The sequence below is a fragment of the Acinetobacter sichuanensis genome, assembly GCF_003024515.2.
Taxonomy (GTDB): Bacteria; Pseudomonadota; Gammaproteobacteria; order Pseudomonadales; family Moraxellaceae; genus Acinetobacter; species Acinetobacter sichuanensis.
On sequence record NZ_PYIX02000005.1, the window covers coordinates 124,814 to 144,629 of the forward strand.

Annotated in this window: 20 protein-coding genes; 13 read left to right on the forward strand and 7 right to left on the reverse strand. The window is 37.5% G+C overall.

The features are described 5' to 3' along the window. Nucleotides 1-186: 186 nt before the first annotated feature. The 4 genes from niaP (at nucleotide 187) to C9E89_RS05330 (ending at nucleotide 6,308) form a co-directional block, all read left to right on the forward strand. Nucleotides 187-1,506, forward strand: a complete 1,320-nt coding sequence (niaP, locus tag C9E89_RS05315) for a niacin transporter NiaP (RefSeq protein ID WP_107007160.1) — start codon at nucleotides 187-189, stop codon at nucleotides 1,504-1,506. A gap of 160 nt (nucleotides 1,507-1,666) precedes the next feature. Continuing rightward, on the forward strand, nucleotides 1,667-2,095 hold the full coding sequence (locus tag C9E89_RS05320; RefSeq protein WP_107007159.1) for a hypothetical protein: 429 nt from the start codon (nucleotides 1,667-1,669) through the stop codon (nucleotides 2,093-2,095). 173 nt (nucleotides 2,096-2,268) lie between these two features. Continuing rightward, nucleotides 2,269-4,488 (forward strand): DNA topoisomerase IV subunit A, encoded by a 2,220-nt coding sequence (parC, locus tag C9E89_RS05325; RefSeq protein ID WP_107007158.1) that lies wholly within the window; start codon nucleotides 2,269-2,271, stop codon nucleotides 4,486-4,488. 146 nt (nucleotides 4,489-4,634) lie between these two features. Beyond that, the gene (locus C9E89_RS05330) at nucleotides 4,635-6,308 is read left to right on the forward strand and encodes an AMP-binding protein (protein ID WP_107007157.1); all 1,674 of its coding nucleotides are present in this window, start codon (nucleotides 4,635-4,637) and stop codon (nucleotides 6,306-6,308) included. Nucleotides 6,309-6,366: 58 nt separating this feature from the next. Here C9E89_RS05330 and C9E89_RS05335 read toward each other — a convergent pair whose 3' ends face one another. Continuing rightward, nucleotides 6,367-6,759 (reverse strand): hypothetical protein, encoded by a 393-nt coding sequence (locus C9E89_RS05335; protein WP_107007156.1) that lies wholly within the window; start codon nucleotides 6,757-6,759, stop codon nucleotides 6,367-6,369. 105 nt (nucleotides 6,760-6,864) lie between these two features. Here C9E89_RS05335 and C9E89_RS05340 point away from each other — a divergent pair, with 105 nt between their 5' ends. After that, nucleotides 6,865-7,263, forward strand: coding sequence for an MAPEG family protein (locus C9E89_RS05340; protein WP_107007155.1), 399 nt, complete (start codon nucleotides 6,865-6,867; stop codon nucleotides 7,261-7,263). Nucleotides 7,264-7,386: 123 nt separating this feature from the next. Further along, nucleotides 7,387-7,914 (forward strand): inorganic diphosphatase, encoded by a 528-nt coding sequence (ppa, locus tag C9E89_RS05345; protein WP_065993797.1) that lies wholly within the window; start codon nucleotides 7,387-7,389, stop codon nucleotides 7,912-7,914. A 141-nt stretch (nucleotides 7,915-8,055) separates the two neighbouring features. Here the strand turns inward: ppa and ruvX are convergent, their stop codons facing one another. Together ruvX and C9E89_RS05355 are read right to left on the reverse strand one after the other, a co-directional pair. Then, the gene (gene ruvX / locus C9E89_RS05350) at nucleotides 8,056-8,499 is read right to left on the reverse strand and encodes a Holliday junction resolvase RuvX (protein WP_107007154.1); all 444 of its coding nucleotides are present in this window, start codon (nucleotides 8,497-8,499) and stop codon (nucleotides 8,056-8,058) included. Beyond that, on the reverse strand, nucleotides 8,492-9,046 hold the full coding sequence (locus tag C9E89_RS05355; RefSeq protein WP_107007153.1) for a YqgE/AlgH family protein: 555 nt from the start codon (nucleotides 9,044-9,046) through the stop codon (nucleotides 8,492-8,494). The genes ruvX and C9E89_RS05355 overlap by 8 nt, the downstream gene beginning before the upstream one ends. Before the next feature lie 383 nt (nucleotides 9,047-9,429). Here C9E89_RS05355 and C9E89_RS05360 point away from each other — a divergent pair, with 383 nt between their 5' ends. The 4 genes from C9E89_RS05360 to C9E89_RS05375 are packed head-to-tail and all read left to right on the forward strand — an operon-like array spanning nucleotide 9,430 to nucleotide 12,859. Beyond that, on the forward strand, nucleotides 9,430-10,788 hold the full coding sequence (locus C9E89_RS05360; RefSeq protein WP_107007152.1) for a COG3014 family protein: 1,359 nt from the start codon (nucleotides 9,430-9,432) through the stop codon (nucleotides 10,786-10,788). A 15-nt stretch (nucleotides 10,789-10,803) separates the two neighbouring features. Then, a complete protein-coding gene (locus C9E89_RS05365) occupies nucleotides 10,804-11,208 on the forward strand; it encodes a DUF1425 domain-containing protein (RefSeq protein WP_107007151.1) in 405 nt (134 codons plus the stop codon). A gap of 16 nt (nucleotides 11,209-11,224) precedes the next feature. Next, complete coding sequence (gene lpoB / locus C9E89_RS05370) at nucleotides 11,225-11,821, forward strand: penicillin-binding protein activator LpoB (protein WP_107007273.1); 597 nt, start codon at nucleotides 11,225-11,227, stop codon at nucleotides 11,819-11,821. A gap of 51 nt (nucleotides 11,822-11,872) precedes the next feature. After that, nucleotides 11,873-12,859, forward strand: a complete 987-nt coding sequence (locus C9E89_RS05375; RefSeq protein ID WP_107007272.1) for a CsgG/HfaB family protein — start codon at nucleotides 11,873-11,875, stop codon at nucleotides 12,857-12,859. 87 nt (nucleotides 12,860-12,946) lie between these two features. Here the strand turns inward: C9E89_RS05375 and recN are convergent, their stop codons facing one another. Beyond that, the gene (recN, locus tag C9E89_RS05380; protein ID WP_107007150.1) at nucleotides 12,947-14,608 is read right to left on the reverse strand and encodes a DNA repair protein RecN; all 1,662 of its coding nucleotides are present in this window, start codon (nucleotides 14,606-14,608) and stop codon (nucleotides 12,947-12,949) included. 272 nt (nucleotides 14,609-14,880) lie between these two features. Here recN and ppnP point away from each other — a divergent pair, with 272 nt between their 5' ends. The 3 genes from ppnP (at nucleotide 14,881) to C9E89_RS05395 (ending at nucleotide 17,047) form a co-directional block, all read left to right on the forward strand. Further along, a complete protein-coding gene (gene ppnP, locus C9E89_RS05385; RefSeq protein WP_107007149.1) occupies nucleotides 14,881-15,204 on the forward strand; it encodes a pyrimidine/purine nucleoside phosphorylase in 324 nt (107 codons plus the stop codon). 135 nt (nucleotides 15,205-15,339) lie between these two features. Next, nucleotides 15,340-16,092, forward strand: coding sequence for a 23S rRNA (guanosine(2251)-2'-O)-methyltransferase RlmB (rlmB, locus tag C9E89_RS05390; protein WP_107007148.1), 753 nt, complete (start codon nucleotides 15,340-15,342; stop codon nucleotides 16,090-16,092). A 37-nt stretch (nucleotides 16,093-16,129) separates the two neighbouring features. Continuing rightward, on the forward strand, nucleotides 16,130-17,047 hold the full coding sequence (locus C9E89_RS05395) for a DMT family transporter (RefSeq protein ID WP_107007147.1): 918 nt from the start codon (nucleotides 16,130-16,132) through the stop codon (nucleotides 17,045-17,047). 57 nt (nucleotides 17,048-17,104) lie between these two features. On the opposite strand, the gene coaE is transcribed toward C9E89_RS05395, so the two are convergent. The 3 genes from coaE to C9E89_RS05410 are packed head-to-tail and all read right to left on the reverse strand — an operon-like array spanning nucleotide 17,105 to nucleotide 19,812. Next, complete coding sequence (coaE, locus tag C9E89_RS05400) at nucleotides 17,105-17,710, reverse strand: dephospho-CoA kinase (protein WP_107007146.1); 606 nt, start codon at nucleotides 17,708-17,710, stop codon at nucleotides 17,105-17,107. A gap of 12 nt (nucleotides 17,711-17,722) precedes the next feature. Further along, nucleotides 17,723-18,586, reverse strand: a complete 864-nt coding sequence (locus tag C9E89_RS24015) for a prepilin peptidase (RefSeq protein WP_107007145.1) — start codon at nucleotides 18,584-18,586, stop codon at nucleotides 17,723-17,725. Next, entirely contained in the window at nucleotides 18,586-19,812 is a 1,227-nt protein-coding gene (locus C9E89_RS05410; protein ID WP_107007144.1) for a type II secretion system F family protein, read from the reverse strand. Before C9E89_RS05410 ends, C9E89_RS24015 begins: the two co-directional genes overlap by 1 nt. Nucleotides 19,813-19,816: the final 4 nt, after the last annotated feature.

A 19,816-nucleotide genomic window follows, 5' to 3' on the forward strand; every position in this document is an offset into this window, starting at 1 on the left:
TTTTCCTCATCCTCTTGCGGAGTATACTCCTCACCCTAAAGGGACAAGGAATTCCTTTTTTCAAAATAAATATTGTTCTAAAATGGTCAATGAATAAAAGATTTCCAATGAATACAATTTAAATCCTGTTGTGAAAGCAGTATCTCCAACGTTCACCGACACAGATCATTCATGTAGAGCACTCTTATGGATTTAGTTTCACGCGTACAACGCCTACCGATTGGAAAATTTCACTATACCTTGCTATGGGTCATCGGACTTGGTTGGATGTTCGATGCTATGGATACGGGATTGATTTCTTTTATCCTGACCAAAATGGCAGAAGAGTGGCAAATGACACCATCTGAAAAAGGCTGGGTGGTGTCGATTGGTTTCGTTGGTATGGCGATTGGTGCTGTATTTTCAGGTGGTTTAGCAGATCGGATTGGTCGTCGAACCGTATTTGCCATTACTTTAGTGACCTATAGTATTGCGACTGCTTTATGTGCGGTTGCGCCAAACCTGACATGGTTATTGGTGTTTCGCTTTATTGTTGGTTTAGGCTTAGGTGGGCAGTTGCCTGTGGCTGTGACGTTGGTCAGTGAATACATTCCTGCACAGGTGCGTGGTCGTTTCATTGTTTTACTCGAAAGCTTTTGGGGCTTAGGTTGGCTTGTTGCTGCATTGATTTCCTATTTTGTGATTCCTGATTATGGTTGGCACATTGCATTTTTGATTGGTGGTTTGCCTGCAATTTATGTGTTTATGATTTTGAAAAAAGTCCCTGAATCTGTACCGTATTTGATCAATCGTGGACGAATCGAAGAAGCACATGCTTTGGTACAAAAGTTAGAACGTCAATGTGGCGTTGAAGTGATTGAAACTATTGAAGTAAAACCTGTTGCAGAAAAACAAAATATTTCATTTTCACAGCTTTGGTCAAATCCTTTTGCGAAACGCACCCTAATGTTGTGGCTGATTTGGTTTGGTATTGTATTTTCCTACTATGGCATTTTTACGTGGCTACCGAGTTTATTGGTCAAACAAGGCTATAGCATTGTTCAGTCTTTTGAATATGTGTTGGGTATGATTTTGGCACAACTACCGGGTTATGTGGCGGCTGCTTGGTTGGTGGAAAAGTTAGGACGTAAAGCGACATTAGCAGGTTTTATTGGCATGTGTGCTGTGTCGGCTTATTTCTTTGGGCAAGCCACTTCGGTCAGTATGATTATGCTGTGGGGTTGTTTGATGTCGTTCTTTAATTTGGGCGCTTGGGGTGTTTTATATACTTACACACCTGAGCAATATCCAACCAATATTCGTGCATTTGGTTCAGGATGGGCATCTGCGATTGGGCGTATGGGCGGGATTGTGGCACCTTTGGTTGTCACACATATGATGGTGGCTACAAATGGTTTTAGCTCAGTCTTTATGATGTTTACCGCCGTGCTTTTAGGTGTGGCTGCGGTGATTTTGGTTTTGGGTGAAGAAACCAAAGGTAAGACTTTGGAAGAGATTGGACTTTAATGGTTTAAAAGATTTGAAAATATGGGGGGAGTGATTTCTCTCCCCATATTTGGTTTTTTTTTATATTGAAATGATGATACAGTGTTGAGCTAAATATAAGAAAATTTAAGATATATTTGAATCGTTTATGTGATTTTAAAAATAAAAAATGGGTAGTGGAATGAAAATTATAAAAAATTTAATGATACTTTTGGTTGTAGTATTGGTTGGGCTTTATAGTGTTTATTTCTCTCCACAAAAGGCAGATCGCGAAGTCATTGCAAAGATAAATTCTTCATTGCAGGAAAAGCAGTATCGCCAAATTTGCGGTAGATATTTGGGAATATATTCTAAATACGAAAAGGCTTTGCGAGGAGAAAGTCATTATTTTACGGTTGATGCAGATGGTAAGAAATATGATTTTCTCACACACCGCTTTCGGGCAGACACCCTGTTTTATAAATTTAAGTCAGAGCATAGATTTGATGTTTTACAGGCATTCAATCAAGGGCAAAATATCTGTGTGACTTTTAGTACAAAATATTTAGAAGTTGATCAGGGTAAAAATTATCGACAAGTTCCACTGTTGATGAGTGCTTCTGTAAAATAATCAGTTGCTCATTTTCCTAAAAATGGATAATTTTACAACGCTGGAATTATAAGAAGACGCAAATTGTCGCAGAGTTACAAGACTGCCCCTTGTGTCGTCTCAGTATGCGACTTAGCATAAGAACATAGAGATATAAATTTTTAGAACGCATTTATTTAGGATTAAAGGTTGTTATGACAAGCCTTGCGCATCATGCGACAGAAAACCGTTCCGTAGCAGAATTTACCGAACAAGCTTACCTTAACTATGCCATGTACGTGATTATGGATCGTGCATTGCCACATATCAGTGATGGTCTAAAACCCGTACAGCGTCGTATTGTCTATGCGATGAGTGAATTGGGTTTAAAACCAAGTGGTAAGCCGAAAAAATCGGCACGTACCGTCGGTGATGTATTGGGTAAATACCATCCGCATGGTGACTATGCTTGTTATGAAGCGATGGTGTTGATGGCACAACCCTTCAGTTATCGCTACCCATTTATTGAAGGTCAGGGCAACTGGGGCTCACCTGACGATCCTAAGTCATTCGCAGCAATGCGTTATACCGAAGCAAAACTCTCACAGTACAGTGATTTATTGCTGTCTGAATTGGGTCAAGGCACGTGTGACTGGCAAGATAACTTCGATGGTTCGATGAAAGAGCCTGTCACTTTGCCTGCACGTGTACCCAATATTTTGTTGAATGGTACGACAGGCATTGCAGTGGGAATGGCAACGGATATTCCACCGCATAATCTGCGTGAAGTGGTTAAAGGCACGATTGCCTTAATTCGTAATCCAAACTTAACCGATGAAAAAGTTGCAGAATACATTCCTGCACCTGATTTACCAACCAAAGCAGAAATTATTACCCCACCTGAAGAATTGTTGAAAATACAAACCACAGGGCGTGGTAGTTACCGTATGCGTGCCATTTATACGGTAGAAAAAAATGAAATTGTGATCACTGAATTGCCTTATCAGGTTTCAGGATCAAAAGTCATTACCCAGATTGCAGACCAAATGCAGGCGAAAAAATTGCCTTTTGTTAGTGATTTACGTGATGAGTCAGATCATAGAAATCCAACCCGTTTAGTGATTGTATTACGCTCTAATCGAATTGATGCTGAAGCGGTGATGAGTCATCTATTTGCGACGACAGATTTAGAGTCAAGTTATCGTGTCAATATGAACATGATCGGTGCAGATGCTCGTCCGCAAGTCAAATCTATTCGTAAAATTTTATTGGAATGGATTGAAATTCGTAAACAAACGGTCACACGCCGTCTGCAATATCATCTCAACAAGATTGAAAAGCGTTTGCACATCCTTAGCGGTTTGATCATTGCTTTCCTTAATATTGATGAAGTGATTCAAATTATTCGTGAAGAAGATCAACCTAAACCTGAGTTGATGTCACGTTTTAATATTGATGAAATCCAAGCAGAAGCGATTTTAGAACTCAAGTTACGTCATTTGGCAAAACTTGAAGAAATGGAAATGCGTCGTGAGCAAGAAGAACTTGAAGCGAAAGCAGTGGTGATTCGTGAGCAATTGGCAAATCCAGAATCTTTAAAATCTCTAATCATTTCTGAACTCAAAGACGATGCGAAAAAGTTTGGTGATGATCGCCGTTCTCCAGTGGTACAACGCTCAGATGCCCATGCCATTAGTGAACAAGATTTAATGCCAGCAGAACCTGTAACCGTTATTTTGTCAGAAGCAGGTTGGATTCGTTCAGCTAAAGGGCACGACATCGATGTAGAAAAGCTGAATTTCCGTGCAGGGGATCAGTACTTAAGTTCAGCGCAAGGTAAGTCTAATCAAAAAGCCTATATTTTAGATGAAACGGGGCGCAGCTATGCCTTAGCAATTAATAGCTTACCTTCGGCACGTGGTTTTGGTGAACCTTTGAGTTCAAAACTTGCACCTGCCAATGGTGTTGGTTTTATCCAAATTTTAGTTGAGGAAGATGAAAAAGAAATTATTGCTATAAGTTCAAATGGTTATGGTTTTAAAACACAAGCAAAACAATTAGATACCAATGCTAAAGCAGGTAAATCCTTCCTAAATGTTGCTGAAAATGCTCACGCAATGCCGTTGATAGTGATTGAAAATCATACGCATTTAGCTATACTCAGCTCAGCAGGACGTGTACTTCTTATTGATTTGTCAGAATTGCCAATTTTAAACAAAGGTAAAGGAAATAAGTTGATACAACTTGAAGCTGATGATCAGATTCAAAGTCTACTTACTTTTAATTTAGATGATACAATTCAATTGCTTGCGGGGCAGAAGCAATTAAAAATAAAAGGTGAAGATTTACAGAAGTACATCGGCAAGCGTGCGTCGAAGGGGCAACTCTTACCACGTGGATATCAAAAAGCAAATAGACTGTTCATTCAAAGATAAAACTAGCATCCATTGATCGAAATACGTTATATATGAAAGGTGTTCGTGAAAATGGATGCAATATTAAGCACAACAAGCCAAAAAACTATGCTTAATGTTGAAAAAAACAGCTTAAAACTAAGGATTACTAATTGGAGAATATGGCAATGGAAAAGATTTGGTACGCAGAATATCAAAAAACAGGCATTCCTGAGACTGTAGAATTGCCACAGGAAAATACATCGCTTATTGATATTTTTGAGCGTAATTTCCAAAAATTTGGTTCACGAGATGCATTTATCTTTATGGATAAAGCATTATCTTTTAGTGAATTAGAACTTGCTAGTCGCAAATTTGCCACATATCTTCAAAGTTTAGGTTTGGCAAAAGGCAGTCGTGTTGCTGTGATGATGCCAAACGTACTACAGTATCCTGTGGTTGCATTAGGTGTGTTCAGAGCTGGCTTGGTTTTAGTGAACGTTAACCCACTTTATACTGCACGTGAGCTTGAGCATCAACTCAATGATGCAGGTGTTGAAGCATTAGTAATCATTGAAAACTTTGCCACTGTTTATCAAGCAATTATTGGTAAAACACCTGTTAAGCATGTCATTGTCGCGTCTGTAGGTGATATGTTAGGAACACTCAAAGGTACATTGGTTAATTTTGTACTGCGTTCTGTTCGTAAACAAATTCCTGCTTGGAATATTCCAGGTCACATTAAATTTAATGCGGCTATGTCAAAAGTGAGTGCAAATAACTACAAGCGCCCAACGATGACATTAAGTGATACAGCCGTTCTACAATATACAGGTGGAACAACAGGGGTATCTAAAGGTGCAGAATTAACACATCGTAATCTTGTAGCGAACTTATTACAAAGTGATGCTATTTTCCAAAGTAAATTTGGTAAAGGTGACGGTGCTAAAGACGATCGTATTTTCTGTGCTTTACCGCTCTATCATATCTTTGCATTCATGGTGTGTGCTCTTTATGGTATGTATAAAGGTCAAGCCAATATTCTAATTCCTAATCCGCGTGATTTGCCTGCGGTCATGAAAGAATTACGCAAATACCAACCGACATTCTTCCCTGCTGTAAATACTTTGTTTAATGCTTTAGTACATAATGAAGAATTTAAGCAACTTGACCATAGCAAACTTAAAATGGCAATGGGTGGTGGTATGGCAGTATTACCATCTACAGCAGAAGCATGGAAAAAAATCACCAATACCATCATTATTGAAGGTTATGGTTTATCTGAGACATCGCCTGTTGCAACAGCAAACCCACCAGCAACTAAAGAATTTAGTGGCACAATTGGTATTCCATTGCCATTAACGGATGTTGCAATCTTAGATGATGATGGCAATCATTTGGCTCAAGGTGAGCAAGGTGAAATTTCGATTCGTGGTCCACAGGTGATGAAGGGTTATTGGAACCGCCCTGACGAAACTGCAAAAGTGATGACTGCTGATGGTTATTTCCGTACAGGTGATATTGGGATCATGAATGAGCGTGGTTACTTTAAAATTGTAGATCGTAAAAAAGATATGATTTTAGTTTCAGGCTTTAACGTTTATCCATCTGAAATTGAAGAAGTGATTGCACAGCATCCAAAAGTATTGGAAGTTGCTGCAATTGGTGTTGCTGATGAAAAATCAGGTGAAGTACCTAAGCTTTTTGTAGTGAAAAAAGATCCATCTTTAACCACTGAAGAAGTTTTAGCATATGCAAAAGAAAACTTAACAGGTTATAAGCGTCCTCGTTATGTTGAGTTTATGGATGAATTACCAAAATCAAACGTAGGTAAAATCTTACGTAAAGATTTGCGTAAATAATCTAAATTTGAATAAAAAAGCGCCGTTTTGGCGCTTTTTTATTTAGAAAAAGTCTGTTTTAACTTTTTCCCTGACTTTTTAAATACCATTGGTCAATATAGGGACGGCTATAACCCACAATAGCGGTAAAGGTAAGCATCGTACCCATTTGTCGACCAATCGCAGAAGGTGGTAGACCTGCGTATGTAAAATAAATATCAATTAAACAATAAATAGCAACGATAAATAGCCAGAGATACAGATTCATTCGAGCAATGCCGACCGCATAAAATGCGATGAGCAAAATAATAAATGTACCTAAAGTCGATTGCCAATTAAAATTTGCACAAATAACACAGAGTAAAAATGCGGCAATCGGTAATACAATTTTTAAAACACGATCAATATGTTGGAGCTGTTGCCTCTGTTGCTCTAATACATTCAATAGATCTTGTTGATCTGAAGGTTTCATGTTTTCTCCATTACACAATTTTTGCAAAACTCTATATTTCTTGAAAATTATAACAACATTGCCGTGCTATGATGTCTAACTTAGAAATTTCATGAGAATAAATTCATGTCTGGGATAGATGGCATCATATATCTAATTTTAATTGCCTGCTTATTGCCTTATGTATTTACTATTATTGCCAAAGTTGCGGGTGGTTTTCGGATAAGAGATAACCAAGATCCACGTGAATTTTTAGCAAAAACAACAGGCTTGGCTGCGCGGGCAAATGCTGTACAGCAAAATAGTTTTGAAAGCTTACCTTTATTTATTGCTGCGATTTTGATGGCAGAATATATGGTTGTACCGCAGTATTTTACGATGATGATGGGTAGTGCTTATATAGTATTAAGAATGATCTATGCGATTTGCTATTTACTCAATTTAGCAACATTACGTTCAATTATCTGGTTTTTATCAATGGCATGCCCAATTATTTTGTTGATCACGATTATTCGAATGCTCTAATAAAATTTACAATGAGCGGCATATCCAATTTTATGCTGCAAATTGTATAATGGCTCCCTGTTCGCTAAATTAGCGTTATAATCGACCAGATTTTTTATTGGTTTTCACTAAAAAGAGTATCCTATGAGCTATAGCAATATCCCAGCAGGCAAAGATGCACCTAACGACATCTATGTAATTATTGAAATTCCTGCAAATGCATCTCCAATCAAATACGAAGTAGATAAAGATTCTGATGCGTTGTTTGTAGACCGTTTTATGGGTACTGCAATGTTCTACCCTGCAAACTACGGTTATGTACCAAATACTTTATCTGAAGATGGTGACCCATTAGACGTATTGGTTGTAACTCCACATCCTTTAGTACATGGTTCTGTGATTCGTTGCCGCCCAGTTGGTAAATTGAACATGGAAGATGACGGTGGTATCGATGCTAAACTGGTTGCAGTTCCGCATGAAAAATTAACACCGCTTTATAAAGATGTTCAAGAATATACAGATCTTCCACCATTGTTGATCAACCAAATTGAACATTTCTTCCAACACTACAAAGATTTAGAGCCTGGTAAATGGGTTAAATTGACAGGTTGGGAAGGTTCTGAAGTTGCTAAAGCTGAAGTATTGAAGTCAATCGAAGCTGCTAAAAAATAATTTGAATTATTGATGATTCAAATACATTGGGCGATTAAATTAATCGCCCAATTTTTTATGAAAAATCTTAAAATTTAATAAAATGAAGATAAAAAGACTCAATCAGCTTATAAAATTTTCATTTGATAAATCGGTGAAAAATTAAGGCGTAAGACCTTCAGGGTGACGATACCAACTTTCAATAAATAAAGCCGCAGCAACACTATCAGCAGCCAGTTTTTTTGCACGACCTTGGGTTTGATAATGTTCTAATTCATCTCGTGCTTCACGTGTGGTCAAACGTTCATCGACCATGAGGGTTTCGATATTGGTTTGATGACGCAAGCGACGCGCAAACTTACGTGCACGTGCAGATAATTCTGATTCAGAATCATCCATATTTAAAGGCAAACCCACTAAAAATAAATTGGGTTGATGTTGTTTCACAATCTTTAAAAGCTCATCCCAATTGGGAATACCATCTTTCATTGCAAATAAACTGAGTGGGGTAGCACTCTCAATCAATGAGGAGCCTACAGCCATCCCCATTTTTTGAGTACCAAAATCAAAAGCAAGAATTAGTTGTGGTTGGGATAAATCAGGCATGTCCAATCTCAGAAGATAACCAAGTACGATCGATTCCTATTTTACGGTATGCGGCATCCCAACGCTCGTCATAGGGTAAATTAAAAATCAAATCCATATCTGAATCACAAATGAGCCAATCACCACGAGAGATTTCATTCTCTAATTGATTTTTCTCCCAACTGGCGTAGCCCAAGGCAATTTGATAACGTCCAACGCCTTCATTATGTGCAATTGCATCCAAAATATCTTTACTTGTGGTGATACAAATATTTTCACCTACCGCAATAGAAGAATGCCACGTCGGCTGACCTGTATGTAAAACAAAGCCTGCTTCAGGTCGTAAAGGTCCACCTTGTAAAACTTCATGTGGATGAACATGATCTGCTTCAATTTCTAAATCACTAAGTAATTCTTTAATTTGTAAACCTGTTGGACGGTTAATGATCAAGCCTTGTGCGCCATCTTCATCATGTCTAGCCAGATAAATGACTGTATTCGAAAAAAAATGATCAGCCAAGTCAGGTGGCGCAATCAGACAACGATGTTTTAAGTATTGTTTAGTCACTGAAAAAGCCGCTCCTTATTTCTCAATTTTTAAATTAAATTACTTTAAAATACCATAACTTATTTATGTTGTAATAGGTCAATCTTTCATGCTAAAGCAGTATATTTTTACAGTTTTAAGTCAAGAATGGTACATTTTGGTTAAGGTTGCGTTTAAAATATAAACAAATGACAATATTTTAAATGTACATGATTTATGCTGTATTTTGCATCTTATCTTAATAAAAAAGAGATATAAGTTTGTTTTTTTAAATCATAATCGTATTTTGATTTAGCTTTTTTAATGAATAAAATAAGTAAATATTCAGTATTTTTCGTTTATTTATTGAAACAAATCACTTAAATTTGTATGATTCATGTACTAAAATTCTAAAATCTAACTTTATGAAGCGTTTGAATAATAAATTTCTAGTTATTTTATTGGCTGTTTCAGTAAATTCACAAGCAGGAATTTTTGGAAATTATGAGGATGAGGGCTCAGCATTTAGAAGTAGTTTAAATGCAACGATGCCAACAGCATTTGCAACGAATATTGATAAAAAAATGGATTCAAAAGACGCTATTTTATATCATTTAGAAAAAGCACGTATTTTACAGGTCAATCAACAGTACGAAGAAAGTAGTCAGTTATATAAAAAAGCCTTTGAATTACTCGATAAACAAAACAATCGTGCTACTGTCAGCGCCTCTCGCTTAGGTTTTAAAGCGCTTTCAATGTTGAGTAATGATTCTATTGTTCCTTATCATGTACCACCTTATGAGCAGGTACTGGCTCATATTTCTCAGGCAAAAAATTATATTCAATTAAACAATGCCGAAGCTGCAAGTGTAGAAATGCGTGTTGCACAGCGTATTCAGCGTGAAATTGAAATTGAACATGAAAAAGAGCTACAAAAAAAGTCTGAAAAAGAAAAGGCTAAACAAGAAAATCCTCAAGCAGTTAATAATTTAGATGAAGCTTTTGCAGGTTTAGACCCAATTGCAGGACGTATTAAAAATACCTATCAAAATGCCTATGCGTTTTATATGGCTGCAAATCTGTGGGAAGCTTTAGGTGAATATAATGATGCTTTGGTCGATTATAAAAAAGCCTATGAGCTACAAGCAGATAGTAATATTGCAAAAGATGTACAACGTCTAGATCGTATGACCAGTAAAAATAAAGATACTGTGCCTGTGGTTGTTTTTATTGAACAAGGAATTGTGCCGAAAAAAATTGAAAATAAACTGGCGATTCCTGTACCTAATGGCATTGTTAATATTGCTTTTGCGACTTATGAACCAAGTACATATACCATACCAAAAAGTTTAAATGTGCGTTTAGGTGATCGTACAACTCAACAAAGTTTTGTACTCAATGACATTGGCGCATTGGCAGTCAAAGAATTAAAAGAACGCACTGTGGGTAATGTATCTGGTCAAATTGTTCGGGCGACTACAAAATTTGTTGCTCAACAACAATTAGGACAGCATTTAGGCGCTTTAGGTCAACTTGCAGGTAACTTGATGAATGTCGCAACTGAACGTGCAGATCTAAGAGCATGGTCAACATTGCCAAGTAATACACAAATTGCACGTTTTGAAGTTAAACCTGGAACACATCATTTACAAATCTCTGGTAATGGTACTGTAAGTGACACGATTCAGGTCAATGCGACAGCGAATCAAACCGTATTTGTTTATGTCAATGATGTCAATAATAAGATTTCAACTAGTGTTAGTGCGATTAACCATTCATTTTAAAAACTGAGAAAATATATGAAAACAGCTTTGAAACTTGTTTTTGCAAGCATGCTCACTGCAACAATGATAGGGTGTACAGCACCTAACTCGCTTTCGACGCAAACTGCTGCGGATGGTAGTTATAGTGTAAAAACAATCAGTAATAACCCGATATTAAGCACTAAAGTTGGTGTTGATCGTATCAACATGGTTTATGTGGGCGACTTAAAAAAAGTATCACTTGCTATTAAAGATCGTTGGTTTGTCAGTCGCTCTTTTGAGTACAAAATTGTTTGGGTTGACGCACAAGGCATGGAAATTAATCCAGAAGGGTCACGTTGGAAACCGATTCAACTCACAGGGCGTGAAGTCAAAACAGTGCAATCTGTTGCACCAAACCCATCTGCTGTCGATATTGTTGTTTATTTAAAAAATGATTAAAAAGGGTAAAAAATTCATGAAAATGAAATTCGTTGTTGCTTCACTTTTTGCAGCTTCTGTTTTAACAGGTTGTGCGAGTACAAATGTTAGTTATGGCGATGCGCAAGCCGTTGAGTCTTTAACAAAAGACTTTGGTTCAACTGATTTGCAAATGATTGCAGATAAGATGGTTGACGATATGTTGACTTTCCCTGTTGTTGTACAATTGACACAAAATCGTCGTCCAGTCATGTTTGTTGAACGTATTCGTAATAAAACTCAAGAACATATTGATACCGAATCAATCACAGATACAATTCAAAATAAATTAATTAATTCAGGTAAATTCCGTTTTGTTGATATGACTTCTGCAAATGCGATGGCAGAACAATTGGCATATCAAAAAAATAGCGGTTTGGTGAACCAAGCAACTTCTGTGAAAGCAGGTGGTCATATTGGTGCTGAATATATGCTGAATGGTAACTTATCAAGCATCGTGAAAAACGCTGGCAATAAGAGTGATGTGTACTATAAATTCACTTTAAAACTACAAAATGTTCAAACAGGTATTGTGGAATGGACGAGTGAAAAAGAAATTCGTAAATCGTCTAAACGCTCTGCTTTTGGTTTGTAATTTACTCAAAGTGCAACTGTAATTGGGCAGTTGCATGAGATCACGAGAATGATGAAAAAAATTATATTTTCTGCATTATTTGCAGCATGCTTGAGTTCTTCGGCATTTGCAGCATTAAAAGAAGTTGTCAAAGAGGCTTCAGGCAGTGGAGCAACACAACATCAAGCTATTTCTGAGGCATTACTTGTGGCTGTACAATCTGTGAATGGTGCAACAGTTTCTCCACGTGCTGATCTTGAAGAAACAGTGAATATGTCGATGAATGGCAATAACTGGAACTATTCAGGCAAAGTTTCACCTGTGTTTGGTGTAGACAGCGTAGGTTCTGGTTCTGTTACAAAATTTCAAGTTTTAAGTGTAAGTGGTTCTAAAAATAATTATCGTGCACGTGTCCGTGCGCATGTTGTGCAATATCAATCTACAGTACAAGATCAACATTTAAGACGTATTGCTGTATTGCCTTTTCAGTTTTATGAAAAAAATAATCGCTCCGCACAGGCAGATTCTGCAGGTGAGTTTAGTGAAGAACTTGCAGATGCTTTAGGAAATTATATTGCTCAATCTGGACAGTTAAGTTTATTAGATCGTCATTATATTGATGAAATGCAATATGAAAATGCATTTTTACAATGGGATGGTGCACCGCATGAAATGGCACGTATTGGGCAAAAAGTAGGTGCAGACTATTTGTTAGTTGGACGAATCAATGATCTTTCTGCTGCAAACTCACAGCAAATGTACGGTTTAAATCAAGGTTCTGAACAAGTTCGTTTAACATGGCGTGTGATTGAAGCGAATAGTAGTAAAGTTGTGGCTTCAGGAACATTTAACCGAGCATTACCTAAAAACTCAGTACAGAATATTTTAAACAATACTTTAAATGACAGTAGCGCAGAAACATTAGCACAAAATTTAAGTCAGGAAATTTTGGTGGGCTTAAAATTGCAACCCAATACATCTTATGGCAATCAGAGTGCAACCTTTACACCAACATATGACATGACACCAGGTTCAAGTGAGCAGCCAATTAAATGGTAGTTTTACTCATTCATCATGTACATTTAAGTATAAAAAACCAGTGAATTATTCACTGGTTTTTTATTTATTTACAGGGCTATACATGGATTAGCTATGTTGAAACTTAAGCTGACGTAATTGTTTGGCATGCTGCAAAGTCGTTTCATTAATTTCTACACCACCCGTCATACGAGCTAGTTCTAAAACTAATTGTTCTTCTTCAAGTTCAATGATCGTACTGCTTGCAGGGTCTGTCTGAAGCTTTTTGACTAATAAATGTTGATCAGACTGAGCTGCAACTTGAGCTTGATGGGTAATACATAAAATTTGTACATGCTGCCCTAAACTCGCCAACAAACGCCCAACAATTTCAGCTGTTCCACCACTGATTCCAACATCAATTTCATCAAATACTAAAACTTCAGATTCGGTTTTTTCAGCATTCATGACTTGCATAATCAAGGCGATACGAGATAGTTCACCTCCAGATGCGACACGTGCTAAAGGTTGTGCGGGTATACCTTTATTTGCTGTAAAAAGTAACTGAATAAAGCTTAAGCCTTCAGCCGATGCTTGTTCAAGCGGATCAAAACGGAACTCAAAATAAGCTTCTGGTAATGCCAATTGTTTAACTTGTTCTGTTAATTGTTTTGCCAGTGGTGGTGCTGCTTCACGACGAATTTGGTCAAGATGTTGGGCTTTATTTAAAAAATCTTGCTGTGATAATTCCACTTGCTCCGCTAAAGTTTCGGGGTCTTCAAGTTGATGTAATTTTTGTAACTCTTGTTGCCATTCGTCAAATTCGATTTTGAGTAACTCAGGTTGAGTACGATATTTGCGTGCTAAACGATGGAAAATTTCCAATTGAGCATTTAGTTGCTCCATACGTTCAGGGTCAAAACTTTGACGATCAATAAATTGACGTAAATTTGCTGTGGCATCTTCAAGTTCACTTTGCGCATTTAACATCGAATTATAAATTTCAGAGAGTTGTTCACTGCGTCCTGCATGCGATTCAATACGACGCAATAAAGACGATAATTCTTGCGTAATATTTTGTTCAGAGTCATCCAAAACATTTAAGCTATAACTACAGTCTTGCATAATATGCTCATGATGACTCAGACGATCAAATTCTTGCTCAATCTCTTTATAATCAATAGAAATGACTTCTTCGAGTTCTTCAAGTTGCCGCTCTAAAGTTTCAATGCGTTGTAAGCGTGTGGCTTGGGCATCTAAAGCAGCCTGATGCATTTTAATGTTTTTTTGCCAAATGCTATAGGCATCTCGCACCGCTTGAGCAGGTAGATGAAAGTCGCTATAACGGTCAAGCCAATGTTTAGGATAAGGCGGTTCTAACAGTTGTTGCTGACTATGCTGACTATAAAGCTGGACTAATAAGCGTCCAATTTCTTTTAGTTCAGACAAGCTGCTTGGGCGACCATTAATCCATGCTTTGCTACGACCTGTCGCAAAAATCACACGACGTAGATGAATTTCACCAGATTCGTCATCAAGTTCATGTGTTTTGAGCCAGAGCGCTTCAGGGCTGTCAGCTTGGTAACTAAAAATAGCAGTAACATCTGATTTTTCAGTACCATAGCGTACATAATTGGTGTCAGTGCGTTCTCCTAAGCATGCTGATAATGCATCTAAAAGTAACGATTTACCAGCACCAGTTTCACCTGTTAAAACATTAAAACCTTGTTCGATATCAATCGCAAGGTGATCTGCCAGAGCAAAGTTAAGTAGATTTAAATGTGTCAGCATACACGCATCCAAGCTGCGGAAAGTTCGGTTCTAAGATAGTCAAATTTTGTTTTAGTCACAAGTCAGAACAAATTCTAAAGGGTGATGAATTTTAGATATTTTAGCTTAATTTAAAAGAAAAAATAATGATCTGACTGATAATTTCATTTTCTGTAAAATAGCACATTTTTACTTCATTTATTTTGCTTAAACAATAGATTGATTAGTTTGACCAGTACAATTAAACTAGCGCAACGACTATAAATTTTAGTGTGCATTATCTGGAGATACGCATGCCTACTCAGTTTGATCATGTATCAGTGATAAAAAAATCAAACGTTTATTTTGGTGGTTTATGTATTAGCCACACAGTACAGTTTGAAGACGGAACGAAAAAAACTTTAGGGGTAATTTTACCAACTGAAGAAGCGCTTACCTTTGAAACTCATGTGCCTGAGCGTATGGAGATTATTTCAGGTGAATGCCGTGTCAAAATCGCAGACAATGAAGAAAGCGAGCTTTTCCGTGCTGGACAATCATTTTATGTACCAGGCAATAGCCGTTTTAAAATTGAGACAGATGATGTGCTCGATTATGTTTGCCATTTAGAAGGCTAAATTCAACAAAGTGCAATGCAGATAAGCAAGGCAATTTGAGCTTAAATCGGTTAAACTAGATATTCAATGAAATCCTGTAAAGTTGGCTTTGCAGGATTTTTCTTTTCTATTTTGATAAGTCACTTGAGGTCGTTCATGGCGAAGCCCGAATATTATTATGGCGTGCATTCAGTTGAGTCATTATTGGAGTTAGAACCAGAACGTGTTTTAACTCTTTTTACTTTAAAAGGTCGAGAAGACCAACGCTTACAACATATTTTACAAATGGCTGAACCTTTTGGTATTAGTGTTCAAAAAGCCAGTCGTGATAGTTTGGAAAAGTTAGCAGGATTGCCATTTCATCAAGGTGTTGTGGCAGCAGTACGCCCACATCCAGTATTGAATGAAAAAGATTTAGAGCAGTTGTTACAAGGTGAACAGCAACCGTTGTTGCTTGCTTTAGATCATATTACTGATCCGCATAATTTAGGTGCATGTATTCGTACTGCGGCAGCGATGGGTGTTGCAGCCGTGATCGTGCCACGTGATCGTGCGGCAAGCTTGACACCAACAGCACGAAAAGTTGCGGCAGGTGGTGCTGAAAAAGTAAAATTTATTCAAGTCACCAATTTGGCACGTACTTTAGGGCAAATCAAACAAGAATTTAATGTTCGTGTTGTAGGTACGATGCTTGATGAAAAAGCCTTGCCTATTCAACAATTTGAATTTACAGGAACACCTGTTTGTGTCGTGATGGGAGCAGAGGATACAGGTTTGCGTCCTATTACACAGTCACAATGTGATCAAACAGTTTATATTCCAATGTCAGGTAACTTACAGAGTTTAAATGTGAGTGTAGCGACAGGCATGGCGCTTTATGAGGCATGTCGTCAACGCCAAAGTCATTAATTTTACTATTTTTTAATTTTATCCGAGAAAGATCATGATGACCTCCCGCACGCAAGGCTATGTTTTTGTAGCAATCACGATGTGTATATGGGGAGGTTTCACGATTACATCAAGGCTAAATGCACTTTGGCATATTAGCCCTTGGGATATTACAGCTTTACGTTTTTCTTTGGCATTTTGTATTTTAATGCCTATTTTGATTATCAAAAAAGACACCGCATTTTTGTGGAAGAAAGAGCCTTTTATCTTGGCAATGTTGGGTGGTGTGATTTACTGCTTAACTTCCTATAGCGCTTTTCATTATGTCCCTGCGGCACATGCAGCTATTTTTTTAAATGGCTGTATTCCCTTAACCACAGCGATAGCGGCATTCTTTTTGTTTCAGCAGCCTTTTGACCGCAATACATGGATTAGTCTTGTCATTATGATCAGTGCAGTGGTTTTAATGAGTGCGCTAATGTATCAAGAAACAGGGGTTGCTTTTGGTTTTGGTGATGGATTATTTTTTCTAAGTGCAATTTGGTGGGGCATTTTTACAGTTTTATTAAAGCAATGGAAATTGTCTGCATGGCACAGTATGGCAGGCGTCGCAATTTGGTCTGCGATTATTTACATTCCTATTTATTTATTGTTTTTACCGAAACATTTAGATCAAGCGAGTTTTTCTCATTTGGCGATTCAGACTATTTTTCATGGTATTTTTGTCGTTATTATTGCAACTTTAAGCTATGTAGAAGCGATTAAACGTTTGGGTGCATTTCAAACAGGAAGTATTGTGACACTGGCTCCTTTTATTGCTGCAATTATTGCTGTGCCATTGTTAAATGAGCCTTTAAGTTTGGCTATGTTGTGTGGTCTAGTTGGTATGGGAATTGGCGCACTACAACCTTGGCGTTGGCTGGGGCGTAAAGATACTTTACAAGTAAAATTAGATCAGCAAAAAAATGAACAATAGCGTTTAATTATCGTGAAAGTGATCATTAAAAGATGTTCACTTTTTCCTGATTTTTAATTACTCAATGTGTTGTGCGAGTTTTAAATAGCTTTGGTGTAAAGGTTTTAGTTTTGCATACAAATGTTCTAGCTGCCCATCATTCATTACAATATCATCTGCAATCGTATGCTTTTGTGTTCGAGGCATTTGTGCTTCAATAATTTTTTTAATCTGTTCAATATCTTGACCATCACGTTGTGACGCTCTTGCAATTTGTAACTCTTCTGTTGCATCAATCAATAATGTATGTTGAGTTAATTCATGTTGATTAGTTTCAAATAGCAGTGGAGATACTAAAATGACATAAGGGCTTGTTGCTGCTTTCAGTTGCTCAATGATTGAGTGTCGAATAGCAGGGTGTGTAATGGCTTCAAGCTGTTGGCGTGCTTGAGGGTCTTTGAAGATGTGGTCACGTAAGGCTCTACGGTTGAGTTCACCATTTTCGAGTAATACCCAAGTACCAAAAGTTTCAGCAATTTTTTGTAAGGCAGGTTCACCTTGAGCAACAATTTCACGGGCAACAAGATCTGCATCAACGACTTGAATGCCTTGAGACTCAAACCATTGAGTTGCTGCTGTTTTTCCGCTACCAATACCACCTGTTAAGCCCAAAATAAATGTCATTATTAAATCCTGTTATGATTGACCGAGGTAAATTTTCATAATTTGTTCGCCCCATAAAAAAGCAATCCAACCTGCAATAGCAATGTAAGGACCAAAAGCGAAAGGCTGATTTTCTTTGCGAACTTTGAGTAAAATAATACCAATGATTGCACCAACTAAGGAAGACAATAAAACAATGAGTGGGAGCATGAGAGGACCCATCCATGCGCCTAGAGCAGCGAGTAATTTGAAATCACCATAGCCCATGCCTTCTTTACCAGTAATGATTTTAAAGAGATAGTAAACGATCCATAAGCATAAAAAGCCAATGATATATCCCCAAATCGCAGAATTTGCTGAGGTATAAATTGCGAAACTGTTAATACCTAAGCCAAGTGCTGCAAGAGGTAAGGTAAAACGATCAGGCAATAGTTGAGTGTCAAAATCAATAAAGGTTAAAGCAATAAGTACCCAAGTCAGTATAAGACCAAACAACATAGCAAGTGTAGGTCCATAAACTGCAACGACAATTAAAGAACATGCAGCAGTCAATAACTCAATAAATGGGTAGCGAAAACTGATTGGGTTTTGGCAATTACCACATTTACCTTTTAGAAATAACCAACTTATAACAGGAATATTTTGATACCAATGGATTGGTGATTTACATTTTGGGCAAGTAGAAGCAGGTGTACTTAATGTTAATTTACTTTGATCAATGATCGGTTGTTCAGGATGAAGCAAAAATTGACATTCTTGATGCCACTCTTGCTCCATCATTTTGGGTGTTCTATAAATGACAACATTTAAAAAACTACCAATACATAAACCGAGTAGACCAATAGCAATATAAAGGGCACTCGGTGTTGAAATAAAATAGTTAAGTATTTCGGTCATTAGACTACTGAGCCCATTTGGAAAATTGGTAGATACATTGCAATGACCAGTCCACCAACAAGTACACCGAGTACAGCCATAATTAAAGGCTCCATCATAGAAGTGAGTCCATCGACAGCATTATCTACTTCATTTTCAAAGTGTGTTGCAACTTTATCCAGCATGGCATCTAGAGAACCTGATTCCTCACCAATTGCTACCATTTGGATTGCCATAGATGGGAATTTGTTGGTTAAACGCATAGCAAACTGTAATTGTTGACCTGTTGCGACATCATCACGAATTTTCATTACAGCTTCTTCATAGACGACATTATTCGTTGCACCTGCTGTAGACTCGAGAGCATCAATTAATGGAACACCCGCTGCAAAGGTTGTTGCGAGTGTACGGCTATAACGCGCAATAATTGCCTTATAAACTAAATCGCCAAAAATAGGGGCTTTAAGTGCGGCTTTGTCTAAAAAGTCACGGAATTTTTTACTTCGTTTTTTGGTTTCTAAGAAAGCGGTAATGGCTACAGCAATGCCAATAAGTAAGACAAACCAATAACTTTGCATCCATTTGGACATATTTACGACCATTTGGGTAAAGGCAGGTAAGTCAGCACCAAAGGAAGAGAATAGATCTTGGAAGACAGGAACAACCTTCACCATTAGAATCATGGTTACCACAATTGCAACGACAATGACTGCTATTGGATATTTCATGGCTTTTTTAATTTTTTGTTTTAAAAGTTCACTTTTTTCTTTATAAATTGCAACACGATCTAGCATCGTTTCTAAAGCACCCGATTGTTCACCTGACTCAACTAAGGAGCAAAATAAACGGTCAAAATGTTGGGGATATTTCTTGAGTGCACCTGCGAAAGTATTTCCGCCTTCAACTTCACCTTTAATTCCAAGTACAACTTCACGCATGGCAGGGTTATCTAGACCTTCAGCAACAATTTCAAAACTTTGTACCAGCGGTACACCCGCTTTCATCATGGTTGCAAGTTGTCGTGTAAAAATCGTGATGTCTAAAGTACTCACTTTTTTCTTCATTAAACCTTCGAGAATATTTTTCTTTTTTTCTCGAATCGTTTTAATGTTAATGCCTTGTTTTCTTAAGGTAACTTTAGCCAATGCCATATTGCGAGCAGGCAACTCTCCTTTAACTTTGACCCCTTTACGGTCAACCCCGTCATAAATGAATGTTGGCATCATTTGAGCTTTCTTGATCGCCATAACG